At 58.3% G+C, this 13,886-nt stretch carries 15 protein-coding genes; 14 read left to right on the forward strand and 1 reads right to left on the reverse strand.

What is annotated here, in order from left to right:
- Positions 1–172: 172 nt before the first annotated feature.
- The 12 genes from PL597_RS17275 (at position 173) to PL597_RS17330 (ending at position 11,143) form a co-directional block, all read left to right on the forward strand.
- A complete protein-coding gene (locus PL597_RS17275; protein ID WP_077982041.1) occupies positions 173–1,669 on the forward strand; it encodes a DEAD/DEAH box helicase in 1,497 nt (498 codons plus the stop codon).
- 8 nt (positions 1,670–1,677) lie between these two features.
- Complete coding sequence (locus tag PL597_RS17280; RefSeq protein WP_269834028.1) at positions 1,678–2,121, forward strand: NUDIX domain-containing protein; 444 nt, start codon at positions 1,678–1,680, stop codon at positions 2,119–2,121.
- A gap of 1,452 nt (positions 2,122–3,573) precedes the next feature.
- Complete coding sequence (locus PL597_RS17285) at positions 3,574–4,104, forward strand: helix-turn-helix domain-containing protein (protein ID WP_077982039.1); 531 nt, start codon at positions 3,574–3,576, stop codon at positions 4,102–4,104.
- Positions 4,105–4,239: 135 nt separating this feature from the next.
- A complete protein-coding gene (locus PL597_RS17290; RefSeq protein WP_271365800.1) occupies positions 4,240–5,319 on the forward strand; it encodes an ABC transporter substrate-binding protein in 1,080 nt (359 codons plus the stop codon).
- A gap of 132 nt (positions 5,320–5,451) precedes the next feature.
- Positions 5,452–6,129, forward strand: a complete 678-nt coding sequence (gene rpe / locus PL597_RS17295; RefSeq protein WP_142911452.1) for a ribulose-phosphate 3-epimerase — start codon at positions 5,452–5,454, stop codon at positions 6,127–6,129.
- A 45-nt stretch (positions 6,130–6,174) separates the two neighbouring features.
- Positions 6,175–6,681: a hypothetical protein gene (locus PL597_RS17300; protein WP_077982037.1), complete on the forward strand. Its 507-nt coding sequence runs from the start codon at positions 6,175–6,177 to the stop codon at positions 6,679–6,681.
- Between the two features lie 81 nt (positions 6,682–6,762).
- A complete protein-coding gene (gene purB, locus PL597_RS17305) occupies positions 6,763–8,070 on the forward strand; it encodes an adenylosuccinate lyase (protein ID WP_269827060.1) in 1,308 nt (435 codons plus the stop codon).
- Between the two features lie 68 nt (positions 8,071–8,138).
- Positions 8,139–8,702 carry an alpha/beta hydrolase gene (locus PL597_RS17310; RefSeq protein WP_271365801.1) on the forward strand — a complete coding sequence of 188 codons (564 nt, stop codon included), beginning with the start codon at positions 8,139–8,141 and terminating at the stop codon, positions 8,700–8,702.
- A 203-nt stretch (positions 8,703–8,905) separates the two neighbouring features.
- Positions 8,906–9,670 (forward strand): phosphoribosylaminoimidazolesuccinocarboxamide synthase, encoded by a 765-nt coding sequence (gene purC / locus PL597_RS17315; protein WP_077982034.1) that lies wholly within the window; start codon positions 8,906–8,908, stop codon positions 9,668–9,670.
- 54 nt (positions 9,671–9,724) lie between these two features.
- Positions 9,725–9,967, forward strand: a complete 243-nt coding sequence (gene purS, locus PL597_RS17320) for a phosphoribosylformylglycinamidine synthase subunit PurS (protein ID WP_174008719.1) — start codon at positions 9,725–9,727, stop codon at positions 9,965–9,967.
- A 19-nt stretch (positions 9,968–9,986) separates the two neighbouring features.
- The gene (gene purQ / locus PL597_RS17325) at positions 9,987–10,658 is read left to right on the forward strand and encodes a phosphoribosylformylglycinamidine synthase subunit PurQ (protein ID WP_137410602.1); all 672 of its coding nucleotides are present in this window, start codon (positions 9,987–9,989) and stop codon (positions 10,656–10,658) included.
- Positions 10,659–10,738: 80 nt separating this feature from the next.
- Positions 10,739–11,143, forward strand: coding sequence for a hypothetical protein (locus PL597_RS17330; protein WP_142911455.1), 405 nt, complete (start codon positions 10,739–10,741; stop codon positions 11,141–11,143).
- A gap of 131 nt (positions 11,144–11,274) precedes the next feature.
- On the opposite strand, the gene PL597_RS17335 is transcribed toward PL597_RS17330, so the two are convergent.
- Positions 11,275–11,580: a DUF1127 domain-containing protein gene (locus PL597_RS17335; protein ID WP_271365803.1), complete on the reverse strand. Its 306-nt coding sequence runs from the start codon at positions 11,578–11,580 to the stop codon at positions 11,275–11,277.
- Positions 11,581–11,673: 93 nt separating this feature from the next.
- Between PL597_RS17335 and PL597_RS17340 the strand changes: the two genes are divergently transcribed.
- Complete coding sequence (locus tag PL597_RS17340) at positions 11,674–13,092, forward strand: aminotransferase-like domain-containing protein (RefSeq protein ID WP_137410604.1); 1,419 nt, start codon at positions 11,674–11,676, stop codon at positions 13,090–13,092.
- Between the two features lie 112 nt (positions 13,093–13,204).
- Positions 13,205–13,795 carry an acyloxyacyl hydrolase gene (locus tag PL597_RS17345; protein ID WP_077982030.1) on the forward strand — a complete coding sequence of 197 codons (591 nt, stop codon included), beginning with the start codon at positions 13,205–13,207 and terminating at the stop codon, positions 13,793–13,795.
- Positions 13,796–13,886: the final 91 nt, after the last annotated feature.

Genomic DNA, 13,886 nt, shown 5'->3' on the forward strand with positions numbered 1-13,886 from the left:
AAATATGCGCCCAAGGCTTAAAAGCCCAGCCCGAGGCATCACGTTTCGCGTGCTTTTCCCGTTGTTTCCTTGACTTTCCGGCAATTTGGGCCTATCCCCGCGCCAAGTCTTTGCAAGTGCCAGAGCGCACGCAGGTATATCGTACCGAACCAGAACGGAAAAAGTTCTTCCTTTGACAACATTCTCTGATCTTGGCCTGAGCCAAAAAGTTCTTTCCGCTATTGCAGATGCCGGCTACACGACGCCGACACCCATTCAGGCTGGCGCCATTCCGCCGGCGCTGGAAAAGCGTGATATCTGCGGTATCGCACAGACCGGCACGGGCAAAACCGCGTCCTTCGTTCTGCCGATGCTTACCCTGCTCGAGAAGGGCCGCGCCCGCGCAAGAATGCCGCGCACGCTGATCCTCGAGCCGACCCGTGAGCTTGCAGCACAGGTGGCGGAGAATTTCGAGAAATACGGCAAGAATCACAAGCTGAACGTCGCCCTTCTCATCGGCGGTGTGTCTTTCGAAGATCAGGACCGCAAGCTTGAGCGCGGCGCCGATGTTCTCATCTGCACCCCCGGCCGTCTTCTCGACCATTGCGAACGCGGCAAGCTTTTGATGACCGGCGTGGAAATCCTCGTCATCGATGAAGCCGACCGCATGCTGGACATGGGCTTCATTCCCGATATCGAGCGCATCGCCAAGATGATCCCCTTTACCCGGCAGACGCTGTTCTTTTCGGCCACCATGCCGCCGGAAATCCAGAAGCTGGCTGATCGCTTCCTGCAGAACCCCGTCCGTGTCGAGGTTGCCAAGCCCTCCTCCACGGCAAAGACCGTTGCCCAGCGCATCGTCGCCGCGCATAACAAGGACTATGAAAAGCGCGCCGTGCTGCGCGATCTCGTCCGCGCCGAAGAAGCCGAACTGAAGAACGCCATCATCTTCTGCAACCGCAAGAAGGATGTGGCCGACCTGTTCCGCTCGCTCGACCGTCACGGCTTTTCCGTCGGCGCGCTGCATGGCGACATGGACCAGCGTTCGCGCACCACGATGCTGCAGAGCTTCAAGGACGGCAACCTGAAGCTGCTCGTCGCCTCTGACGTCGCCGCACGCGGCCTCGACATCCCCGATGTCAGCCACGTCTTCAACTTCGATATTCCCATTCATTCGGAAGACTATGTCCACCGCATCGGCCGCACCGGTCGCGCCGGCCGCTCGGGCAAGGCCTTCACCATCGTCACCAGAAACGACACCAAATATCTCGACGCGATCGAAAAGCTGATCGGCGAAAAGATCGAGTGGCAGAACGGTGACCTCTCCACCCTTCCCGCGCCGATGGAAAGCTTTGAAAGCAACTCCGGCCGCCGGGGCAAGGAACGGGGCGGCAGGGGCCGCGACCGCAACCGTCGCGACGCAGCGCCGGTCGACAACATCAATCAGGGTGCACAATCCGCTGCGGACGCTGATGTCGCGGCTCATGGAGACGACAAGGTGAGAGCAGAACGTAAATCGGAAAAGACCCCGCGCAATTCCGACCGCAACAGCCGCAACCCGTTGCACGCCAATGACGACAACCGCGACCGCCGCCGCCATTATCGCGACCACGACGATGGCCCGACACCGGTTGGTTTCGGCGACGACATCCCCGCTTTCATGCTGATTGTCGCCAACGCCAAGGGCTGACCGCGGGAATGGGCAGCATGACATCGACCACCAGGCCCGGCCTTGATTTTCCGGGCGTCGGCGTCGGCCTTGTCATATTGCGCGACGAACGCATACTTTTATGCCGGCGCTTGAAGGCGCCGGAAGCCGGATACTGGAACATTCCGGGCGGCAAGGTCGATCACCTTGAAACATCCCTCGCCGCTGCACGCCGCGAGGCCGAAGAAGAGACCGGGCTCAAGATCGGCGACGTCGAACTCCTCTGCCATAGCGAATTCATCGATACGGAAGACCGTCACCACTGGGTTTCGCTGATCTTCGTCACCCGCGATGCGCAGGGTGAGCCGGCACTGACCGAACCCGACAAGCTTTCCGCCATCGGCTGGTTCGATCCGGATAAGCTTCCCGAACCCATCTCCGCCTTCGCCAGGGACGCCTTGGCCGCCCTGAAAAAAGGCCAGCCAGAAAACTGAGCCCGCCGCCTGTTGGGCGAGGCCAGTCAAAGCGCATCGTCAAACAGCCGCGCGAATGACGCGCGAGAGCCGGTATCGCCGTCTCCGCGCTATATTTTTTCAACAAACGGCAGACGGAAGCACGCCTTGGCGTAAGGCTTTCCGAATTCAATTTAAAATTGCTGAATTTAGCCCCACATAAAAAACCGCCCCAGTTTCCTGAAGCGGTTTATACGTAATGAAAAAAATACAATATATGAAGCAATATAGTCTGGCAGTGCTTACAATCGGAACACTTTCCGAGGCCGGTTAAGGCCAATTTCAGTCGTCCCCTGAAACAATTACATTTAAGCTAATCATTTACTTTGCGTCAAGCAAATCTTCTCGCAATTGCGAAAAAACCGGAAAAACAAACCTGCCAATGAGGTGAAGCTTTATATATTTCTAATATATATCAGATATTTACGGAGATGAGAACAAAATGTGCATTTTTGTGGGCTGCACTATAAAAGGCACAACCAAGATGCACAGGTTCTAAATTTCATATCTACTCCACAAATATGATAGTTTTATAAAGTAAAACGGTCGCTCCTCCGCACAGAGTTTATTCCTGTAGCAATCAGAGTAAATCGAGGATGATCCACGGAAAATTAACGACTATGGCTGCTTCGGTTTGCAAGACGCAGAACAACTAAAACTTGATATTTCTATCGGTGACTAAAACATGAAGGTTCACGCTGAAATCCACGACCAGACTTCAGGCGATTTTCTGCTGTTGAGTGGGCATTTCAGGATGCAATAATCATACTAAGCGCAGGCCTTGCTGCAGCTAATACGGCGACATGATGAATCGGGCAAAAAAAATGATAATCCCCCACATGACGATAGAGACGACTAAAACCAGCAAATGAGGCCTGCGCGTAAAGTAAAGTACGAATGCTTTTGCAATTTTCTCCATATTTTCCGATGACGACACATTCATATTAGTGCGCGGCCACCCCCCTCCTTCGCGACCTGATCAGTCACGCCTTTCTTCTCGCGGCTTTATCTCAGGAGAGATCGCCACCATTGCCATCATGATTATCGCGAACAACAACATGAATGGGCACAAAACGAGCATCGCAAGGCCCTTGACGATCATACCGGGCACCTTGAGAATTTGCTTCGGCCTCTCAACGCACATCGTGACCGCCTTTTTGGAAATTTATATATTTAAATATTGTCATCGCCCCCCTCAAAACCGCATCGCCTTCAAGACCGCTGAGGAGTCATGAAACATCTATGGCGCGATATGTGGGTCAGTGCAGGGAGCATGCGCCTATCTTGCTGATACCTTTAACACAGTGCTAAATAACCTTCTAAAACAGGTGCGTCCCGGCAGACGCCCTTCAAACTGGTGATATACGAACACAGAGAGGATTAAATCACATTTGGATTTTTGTAAACTCCATTTGTGATTTAATTTGAGAGAATTTGGCTAGGAAAGAAGTCGAGTCCAAGACAGACCTTGGAAGACGCCTCAGAGCTGTGAGGGCAGCTTTCGATATCGATGACCGGAATGTCTTTGCGAGCCGGCTTTCGATCAGTAAAAGCGGACTGGCTCATTATGAGCGGGGCGAACGCGTGCCCGACGCCGAACTGCTTTGCGCCTATCACCGTGAATTCGGCGTCAACATATCCTGGCTTGTCACGGGGCAAGGCGATATGTTCGAGACCGGGCAATCAACAAACACGGAGCATGGCTCACATCAGCTTCTGGTCGATCTGATCAATCCGCTCGGGAGGCTGATAAACAAAGTTTACCGTGACCAGCAAGTCAGGATAACCGACGATCAGCGCTTCGCGGAGCTGACGAGATGGCATAACAATCTGACGAGCCGCGCCGGCCCCTCTTTCGAATGGAACGATCTGATGTCGCAGTTGCCCTGGGTGGAGCAAAGCCTTGCGGAGGAACTGCGTTCGAAACGAGCTGACGCCGAAGGCAATAAAAGATCGACAGGTTGATTATTGGTGGCAGGGCGCGACGCGCGTGCAATGTGATAGTTTTCCGGGAATGACCGTGAAGCGCATATTTTTCCTTTGGAAAACCGGTTGTTGCCGATAAACATCAAGCCGAGACAACAGGATTTCCATCGCGTCATGCTTTCACTTCGCCTGCTAACGATCATCGCCGGTTTTGCCCTTGCGGGCTCAGCAAGCGCGGCATCGATTGGCATTGTTGCTCCACAGAGCGGTCCTTACGAACTTCTGGGACAGCAGATACGGCAGGGGGCGAAAGCGGCGGCCGCCAAGCTCGGCCTTGATGTCGTCGAAATCCATGAAAGCTGCGAAGACGGCAGCGGCGGCGCTATTGCCGACGGCCTTGTAGCCGCCAAGGTCAGCACCGCGATTGGGTTTTTATGCACGGAAACGCTTCAGGGCGTTCTGCCGCCCTTGAAGGCGGCCGCCATACCCGCCATCACGCTTTCCAGCCGCGCACCGATCCTGATGGAAGACGCCCTGAAATACGGCTGGCCGCTCTTTCGTCTCGCCCCGTCCGACAGGGCCGAATCGGACAGGATCGCGGAGATCATGCTGCGCGACTGGAAGGGACATTCCATCGGGCTTGTGGATGACGGCACGATCTACAGCCGCGAGCTGGTCGACCGCATCCGCTCTTCGCTCGAGGAAAACGGTCTCAAACCCACCTTTGCCGACACGATGCGACCCAATCAGGAACAGCAGGTGGCGCTGGTGCGCCGACTGGCGCGCACTGGCGTCTCCCATGTCTTCGTCGGTGCGGAGCGCAACGACGTGGCCATCATCGCCAGAGATGCCGGGTCGGAAAACCTTCCTTTGACAATCATGGGCGGCGACGCCATGAACGCCGCCAACAACCCGGCTCCCCTCGCCGCGAATGTGTTGGCGGTCACCCGCCCGGCCTATGATACCCTGCCATCGGCTCAGGCCGTCGCCGGCGAACTGCGCGGCGCCGGCATCGAGCCGGAAGGTTATGTCCTGCCGGCCTATGCGGCTGCGGAACTGACTGCCGCCCTTGCGGAAGCCACGCAGGCGCAGTCGAAACCCGCGCCGGAGATACTGGCGGGCGGCGCCGTGTTCAGGACAGTCATCGGCGAGCTCGGCTTCAACCCCTCGCATGACCTTTCGGACAATCCTTACCGCCTGCAGCGATGGAACGGCCAGCGCTTCGAACCGGCGGACAAGGCGGAAAGACCATAGGCGAAACCCGCGCGGCCGAAATTTCGAGGAAACGTAGCTTAAAACCCCCGGCAACCGCGATGCCAGCCGTTCCAAACCCGGATACTTGGTGTTAAAGGCAGCTTACGCAACGCGTCGAGAGGAGTTTGCCCCATGTCCCTGCCCATCCGCATAGCCCCGTCCATTCTGGCTGCAAATTTCGCCAAGCTCGGACAGGAAGTCGCCGATGTCACGGAAGCGGGCGCGGACTGGATTCATCTCGATGTCATGGACGGCCACTTCGTCCCCAACATCTCCTTTGGCCCTGACGTCATCAAGGCGCTTCGCCCGCACAGCAATGCCTTCTTCGATTGCCACCTGATGATTGCGCCCGTCGATCCTTATCTCGAAGCCTTCGCCAAGGCGGGCTGCGATAGCATCACCGTGCATGCGGAGGCCGGGCCACATCTTCACCGTTCTCTCCAGACCATTCGCGGACTTGGCCTGAAGGCCGGCGTCACGCTCAATCCGGCAACGCCGCTTTCCGTCATCGAAAACGTGCTGGATGATGTCGACCTCGTGCTGATCATGAGCGTCAATCCCGGCTTCGGCGGTCAGAAATTCATTCCCGCCATGCTCGACAAGATTCGTGCAGCAAAGGCGATGATCGGTGAACGGCCGATCGAACTGGAGGTGGATGGCGGCGTGACAGCGCAGACAGCAGGTGACATCATCGCCGCCGGCGCCAATGCGCTCGTCGCCGGCTCGGCGGTCTTCAAAGGCGATGGCGTCGATGACTATCGCAAAACGGTCGCCCTGCTGCGCACGGCAGCCGAAGCCGGACGGACGTAAACCACCACGGCTGAATGCGGCACAACGAGGCATCGGGGGATTGTCATGGAAAGCGGCATGAAGAGCTTCCGTGGCAAGGCTCTTCCAACTCTGTTGATTCTGCTCGGCGCGCTTGGCTGGGGCGTCTGCTCGACCGCTTCCGCCGGCATTGGCCTCTATGTCCGAAACAGACTGGAAACGGACCACGCCGCCGATATCATCACGCTTTTTTTCGTGGGCGGCTTTTTCGGCTGGCTACTGGCGCTCGCCGCATTGCGCTTTCTTCCCGCCTCGACATCCCGGCCATTACGTTTTGCGGCCGCTTGTCTCGCCATCGTTTTTTTCACGCTGGCCGTTGCGGCAGCATTGTTCGCATTCGAATACCGCATCTTTTATGCGCAATGGCACGCACCGGCTTTTTCACGCATCTGGTTTTTCCAACAACTCTTCACGTCGCTCGGCGCGGTCTATCAATTCGCAATTCTCGGTCTTGGGCTTTATTTTCCTTTTTCCATTGTTCCGCTCTTGGCCGCTGGCGCAATCCTCTGCCGGCCTGCGCGACGAGCGGCATAGCCATGCAGCTTGATAGATTGAGATTAGCGGAACACTTTGCTAAACGGGCAGCAAATTTCCTCCACTAAGAAAGTCATTGCCATGATCCCTCGTTACTCCCGGCCGGAAATGGTCGCCATCTGGTCGCCGGAAACAAAGTTCCGCATCTGGTTCGAGATCGAGGCACATGCCTGTGACGCGCTGGCCGAACTCGGCGTTATCCCGAAATCGGCGGCCCAGACCATTTGGGAAAAGGGCGGCAGCGCGACCTTCGATGTCGCGCGCATCGACGAGATCGAGGCCGTGACCAAACACGACGTCATCGCCTTCCTCACCCATCTTGCTGAATTTGTCGGCCCCGACAGCCGTTTCGTGCATCAGGGCATGACCTCGTCGGACGTGCTTGACACCACGCTCAACATCCAGCTCGTGCGCGCCGCCGATCTGCTGCTCGCTGACATGGACCGGGTGCTCACAGCGCTGAAGACCCGCGCCTTCGAACACAAGAACACAGTGCGCATCGGCCGCAGCCACGGCATCCATGCCGAACCGACCACCATGGGCCTGACCTTTGCCCGCTTCTACGCCGAGATGCACCGCAATCGCGAGCGCCTCGTCAACGCCCGTGCGGAAATCGCCACCGGCGCAATCTCCGGTGCCGTCGGCACCTTTGCCAATATCGACCCGCGCGTCGAAGAACATGTCTGCGAAAAGCTCGGCCTCCTCCCCGAGCCGGTCTCCACGCAGGTCATCCCGCGCGATCGCCACGCCATGTTCTTCGCCACCCTCGGTGTCATCGCGTCCTCAATCGAAAACGTCGCCATCGAAATCCGCCACATGCAGCGCACCGAAGTTTTGGAAGCGGAAGAGTTTTTCTCGCCCGGCCAGAAGGGTTCCTCGGCCATGCCGCACAAGCGCAACCCGGTTCTGACCGAAAACCTCACCGGCCTTGCCCGTCTGGTGCGCATGTCGGTCGTCCCGGCCATGGAAAACGTGGCGCTGTGGCACGAACGCGACATCAGCCACTCCTCTGTGGAGCGCGCCATCGGCCCAGACACGACCGTCACGCTGGATTTCGCGCTGAACCGCCTGGCCGGCGTCATCGAAAAGCTGGTGATCTACCCGGACAACATGTTGAAGAACATGAACAAGTTCCGGGGTCTCGTGCATTCGCAGCGCGTTCTGCTGGCGCTGACGCAGGCTGGCGTCTCCCGTGAAGACGCTTACCGTCTGGTGCAGCGCAACGCCATGAAGGTGTGGGAACAGGGTGCCGACTTCCTTGAGGAACTGCTGGGCGACGAGGAGGTGCGCGCCGCACTGTCCGAAGAGGTGATCCGCGAAAAGTTCGACCTCGGCTACCACACCAAACACGTCGACACGATCTTCACCCGTGTCTTCGGCGAGGCCTGAGAGAACTCCCTGAAGTTAATGCCGCCGCGGCCTTGATCGCGGCGGCATCACAACACAGATATGGGCGCATGAAAGTTTCAGAAGCAGATATCCTGATCGTACCCGGTTATACCAATTCCGGCCCCGACCACTGGCAGAGCCGCTGGGAGCGCAAGCTTTCCACCGCCCGCCGCGTCGAGCAGGCCGAATGGTCCAAACCCGTGAAGGAAGACTGGGTCGCCCGGCTGGTGGAAGAGGTCAACACTTCCACCAAGCCCGTTGTGCTCGTCGCCCATTCGCTCGGCGTACCGACCGTGATCCACGCCTTGCCGGAAATCGGCAAGAAGGTGTCCGGCGCGCTGTTTGTCGCGCCGCCCGATGTCGCCAATCCCGATATCCGGCCAAAACACCTGATGACCTTCGGGCCTTACCCGCGCGACCCGCTGCCTTTCCCGGCGATCACCATCGCCAGCCGCAACGACTCTTTCGGCTCCTATGAACATGCCGATGACATCGCCGCCGCCTGGGGCTCGCTTTTGATCGACGCCGGCATGTCCGGCCACATCAACGCGGAGTCCGGCCATGGTCCGTGGCCGGAAGGCGGCATGGTCTTCGCGCAGTTCCTGAGCCGGCTGAAGGCAGTCGAGCCCTGATTGGTGGCAGCCATGCAGGCCCCCGCCTTCTCTATCGGCTCCGCAAGCCGATTTTTCAGGCAAAGCCGTTTCCCGGCCTGTCACAAGAATTGAAGGGAAATATGCGAGCCGCATTGTAGAATGCACGCTTTTCCTTTATGGGACCGCTTCAAAGACCAAACGCAACGCCACCAGAATCGGCGTCAACCAAGAGACCTGCAATTATGAACCGTCGCCGCCGTATTTACGAAGGCAAGGCCAAGATCCTCTACGAGGGTCCGGAGCCAGGCACGCTTATCCAGTTCTTCAAGGACGATGCGACCGCCTTCAACAAGAAGAAGCATGAAGTCATCGACGGCAAGGGCGTGCTGAATAACCGTATCTGCGAATACGTCTTCACGCATCTGAACAAGATCGGCATTCCCACGCACTTCATCCGCCGCCTCAACATGCGCGAGCAGCTGATCAAGGAAGTGGAGATGATCCCGCTCGAAGTCGTCGTGCGCAATGTCGCCGCCGGCTCGCTGTCGAAGCGCCTCGGCATTGAGGAAGGCGTGGTTCTGCCGCGCTCCATCATCGAATTCTATTACAAGTCGGATGAGCTTGAAGACCCGATGGTCTCCGAAGAGCACATCACGGCGTTCGGATGGGCCAACCCTGCCGAGCTCGACGATATCATGGCGCTCGCCATCCGCGTCAACGACTTCCTCTCCGGTCTCTTCCTCGGCGTCGGCATCCAGCTCGTTGATTTCAAGATCGAATGCGGTCGGCTGTTCGAAGGCGACATGATGCGCATCATCCTCGCCGACGAGATTTCGCCGGACAGCTGCCGCCTGTGGGACATCGAGACCCAGAAAAAGATGGACAAGGACCTGTTCCGCCGCGATATGGGCGGGCTTGTGGAAGCCTATTCCGAGGTCGCGCGCCGTCTCGGCATCATCAATGAAAACGAACCGATCCGCGGCACCGGCCCCGTTCTGGTAAAGTAGTATCGGCCTCGTAAAGTTATATTGGCCTCGTAGGGTAAATCAGGAGAAGATCAGGTGATCAAGGCACGGGTGACTGTTACGCTGAAGAACGGCGTTCTCGATCCGCAGGGCAAGGCAATCGAAGGCGCGCTCGGCAGCCTCGGTTTCGGTGGCGTCGGCCATGTACGTCAGGGCAAGGTCTTCGATCTGGAGCTGGAAGGCGCCGATAAGGCCAAGGCCGAAACCGACCTGAAGGCAATGTGCGAAAAGCTTCTGGCCAATACGGTCATCGAAAACTACGCCATCAGCATTCTTTAAGCTCCAGGAGCCGCCGCCCATGAAATCCGCTGTCGTCCAACTTCCCGGCCTCAACCGCGACCGCGACATGATCGCGGCGCTGACGAAAATCTCCGGTCAGGCGCCCGTCACCATCTGGCAGACGGAAACGGATATTCCCGATGTCGACCTGATCGTCATTCCGGGCGGCTTCTCCTATGGTGACTACCTGCGCTGCGGCGCGATTGCCGCCCGCATGCCGGTCATGCAGGCCATCCGCGAAAAGGCGGAAAAGGGCGTCAAGGTTCTCGGCGTCTGCAACGGTTTCCAGATTCTGGTCGAGGCGGGCATGCTGCCGGGTGCTTTGATGCGCAACGCCTCGCTGAAATTCGTCTGCCGTGAGGTGAAGCTCGAAGTCGCCAATAACGACACGGACTTCACCCGCGCCTACGACAAGGGCCAGATCCTGCGCTGCCCAGTCGCCCATCACGATGGCAACTACTTCCTTGATGCGGATGAGCTGAAGTCCGTAGAAGGCAATGGTCAGGTCGTGTTCCGTTATGCCGAGGGCACCAACCCCAACGGTTCGCTGAACGACATTGCCGGCGTCATCAATACCAAGGGCAATGTCCTCGGCATGATGCCGCATCCAGAAAACCTGATCGAGGCCGCCCATGGCGGCAATGACGGCCGCGGCCTCTTCGCTTCGGCGCTGGGCGTCATCGCAGCCTGATAGACAAAGGCGGGTTTCAAGCCCGCCTTTTTTTGATGCCGGTTTCCGGCTATGTTTCGGCTTCTCTTCTGGATGACCTGATGCCCCGTCTTTTTCCACACGATGCCTGCAAAGCCGCCGGATTGATCCTTGCGGCAGTGGCGCTTGCCGCCTGCCAGCCGAAACCGCAACCTTCCTCCTCCATCTCCCGCGCGGCCCTGCCGACCATGGAACGCATTGCGCTTGGCGCGAATGTCTGCTGGTTCAAATCGGGCGACGCGGCCTTCAAGGCCTATCGTCTGGCGCCGGAACTCAACTCCTTCTCCGGCCGTCCGCGCATCCTGCTCGTGCCGCGCAACAGCCCGGAATCGCGCCCCATGCTGGTGGTTCAGGCCGAAGGTAACCCGGCAAAGCTCGATGCATTCGGCCCTGTCATGAACGAACCCATGTCCGGCCGCATCGCAACCGACGTCAAACGCTGGGCGAACGGCGGCAAGGGCTGCTGATCGACAAGCGCGGAAACGGGCCCTCGGCAATCCACTAAAAAAACCCGCCAACGCCGGTTGGGATTGGCGTGGCGGGCTGCCGAATGGCTTGATGGTGCCGGGGAAAGAAGGCACCGCTCTCCGACAAAAAATCAAAGGGACCGCGTCGGCCAGGAGAATAGCTGCGATTTCGCAGCCTCCTTCAAGGCCTCATCCCGCGTCACGCCGATATCCTCCAGAAGATCGTCAGACAGCTCCCGCAAGGCGAACCGTCCGCGCCGTTTTAGGTGCCAGTGAAACACGCCGGCAATCATGCGACCAATAAGCGTGCGGGCGATCTTGGCCGGAAAGGGCGCCGGTGCGACCATGTCGCCGGCATCGCGGAACACGCGTTCCCGTTCGTAGCCATCAGGATAGAGTGTATCCGCTGTCGAAAGGTATTGATTCATCTTGCGCATATTGCACCTATTGTCTCCGTGCGTTTAAGGTCATTCAATGCAGACAATAAATACAATTGACTTGGCGACAGATACAATGCATAAATTGTCACCATGACAAATTGGCTTCCCGACATTACCGAGGGCGACGGCCCGATTTACCTGCGCCTCGCCGACAGTATTGAAGGCGCGATTTCCGATGGCACCTTGCAGGCCGGCTCGAAATTGCCACCGCAGCGCAATCTTGCCTACGATCTCGGCGTGACAATCGGCACAATCAGCCGCGCCTATGCGCTCATCCACGAGCGAGGCCTCGTCAGCGGCGAAGTCGGCCGCGGCACTTATGTCAATGAGCGGAAGACGCCGGCACCCTCCTCGCCAATGGAACAGGCTGCCCCAGCCTTCGGCGGCACCCGGCATGCCATTGAGGCCACCGGCGAATATCGCCTGAACACCACAGCTGCCCCGGATGTCGGCCAGAGCGTGGTGATCGCTCGTCATATAGAGGCGCTGACGCGCGAGCATGGCTATGACATCACCAATTATGCCCGGACCTTCCCGGATAACTGGTGTAAAGCGGGGGCTCGCTGGCTTTCACAGAATGGCTGGTCGCCGCAGCCGGAAAACATCGTCTCGACGCTCGGCGCCCATGCGGCGGTGATGAGTGTGGTAACGGCGATGACCGCGCCGGGCGACCGTATCGTCTTCGAACAGGTCACCTATTCCCATATCAGCCGTAGCGCCGCCCTTGCAGGACGACGGGTAACGTTGGTCGATGCGGATGAAAACGGCATCATTCCCGAGGATTTTGAGCGGGTCTGCGCCCAGCAGCATCCCAAGATGATCTTTCTGATGTCGGCCGGCCAGAACCCGACCTGCGCCACCCTTCCGGAAGACCGCCGCCGCGCGATTGCGGACATCGCCCGCCGATATGGTGTCTGGATCGTCGAGGACAATCTTTATGGCGCGATGACGCGCGAGGCGATCCCGCTGATCGCCGAGTTCGCACCCGATATCACCTTTGTGGTTGGCGGCCTGTCGAAATCCGTCGCCGCCGGCGTGCGCGGCGGCTGGGTCGCCTGTCCCGCACAATATTCCTCACGCATCCGCATTTCCCACTCGATGCTGACCGGCGGCCTGCCCTTCATGCTGGCCGAACTGAATGCACGCCTCGTCAATAGCGGCGACGCAGACGATATCCGCAAAGATTGTATAACCGAGATCAATCAACGCGAGGCAATCGCCAGACAGGTATTTACCGGGCTGGATTTCAACTCTCTGCCCGATATCGCCTTCCTGTGGCTGAGGCTGCCCGAACCCTGGCTTTCCGGCACCTTCCGCAATGCGGCGATGAAGGAAGGGGTGCTGATCGATGACGAGGACGAATTCAAGGCCGGGCGGACGGACAAGGTTTTCCACCGCGTTCGCATCAGTTTTTCCGGGCCTTCCACCCGCGAGGAGCTGACCCATGCCTTCGGCATCCTCCGCCATCTGCTGGATAACGGCTCCGCCGGCTATGAAAGCGTGGCGTAAACACCGGCGCACAGAGTCTTTCCTGCAACACCCTGCCTAATTCAGTAACTGATCATTTACCGCACCGCCAAACCTGCCATCCTTTGCAGAATTCACAGCGAGGAATGATTCGATGGCAGCAGTCGGATTGAAAAATGCCAGGGTGTTCTTCTTGCTGGCGACGATGTTTGCAGCATACCTCCTCCTCAGCCTAGTGCCGGCCGCCGCCGCGGACGGCGCTGTCTTTGATGAATTGCGGTTTGGGATTACCACTTCACTCTCAAATCGTGATGGCGGCGGCGAAGATGGCGTATTCCCGGCCTTCACCGCCTACTTTGATCCCTTCGCCGGCGCCTCGGCCGTCACACTTGGTGAAAAGCTTGCCCGGCCCCGCCTGCATCTGGGCGCGGAAATCAGCACAGAGGGTGAAGCGAACACCGTTTATGGCGGCGTCAACTGGACCTTCGACCTCAATCCGAAAATTTTCGTCGACCTCGGCTTTGGCGGCCTGTGGCACGATGGCAAACTGAGAAACGGCCCGGGCGAAACGGGAGCGGAATTCGGTTGCCACCTGCTTTTTCATGAATATGCCGCTATCGGATATCGCTTCGACAACAGCTGGAATATTTCGACCCAGATCGAACACGCCTCCCACGCCAATCTATGCGACGGCCCCAATGACGGGCTCACCCGCGTCGGCCTGATGGTCGGATACAAGTTCTGAAGAAGCCAACAAAGCGGCGTTTTGCGGGTAAAACAGCGCATTTTCCTGTCGCACCTTTGAGCCTCTTGCGCTAAAGAACCGGAAACTTTCC

Source organism: Agrobacterium sp. ST15.13.013, assembly GCF_027956525.1.
GTDB lineage: Bacteria > Pseudomonadota > Alphaproteobacteria > Rhizobiales > Rhizobiaceae > Agrobacterium > Agrobacterium salinitolerans.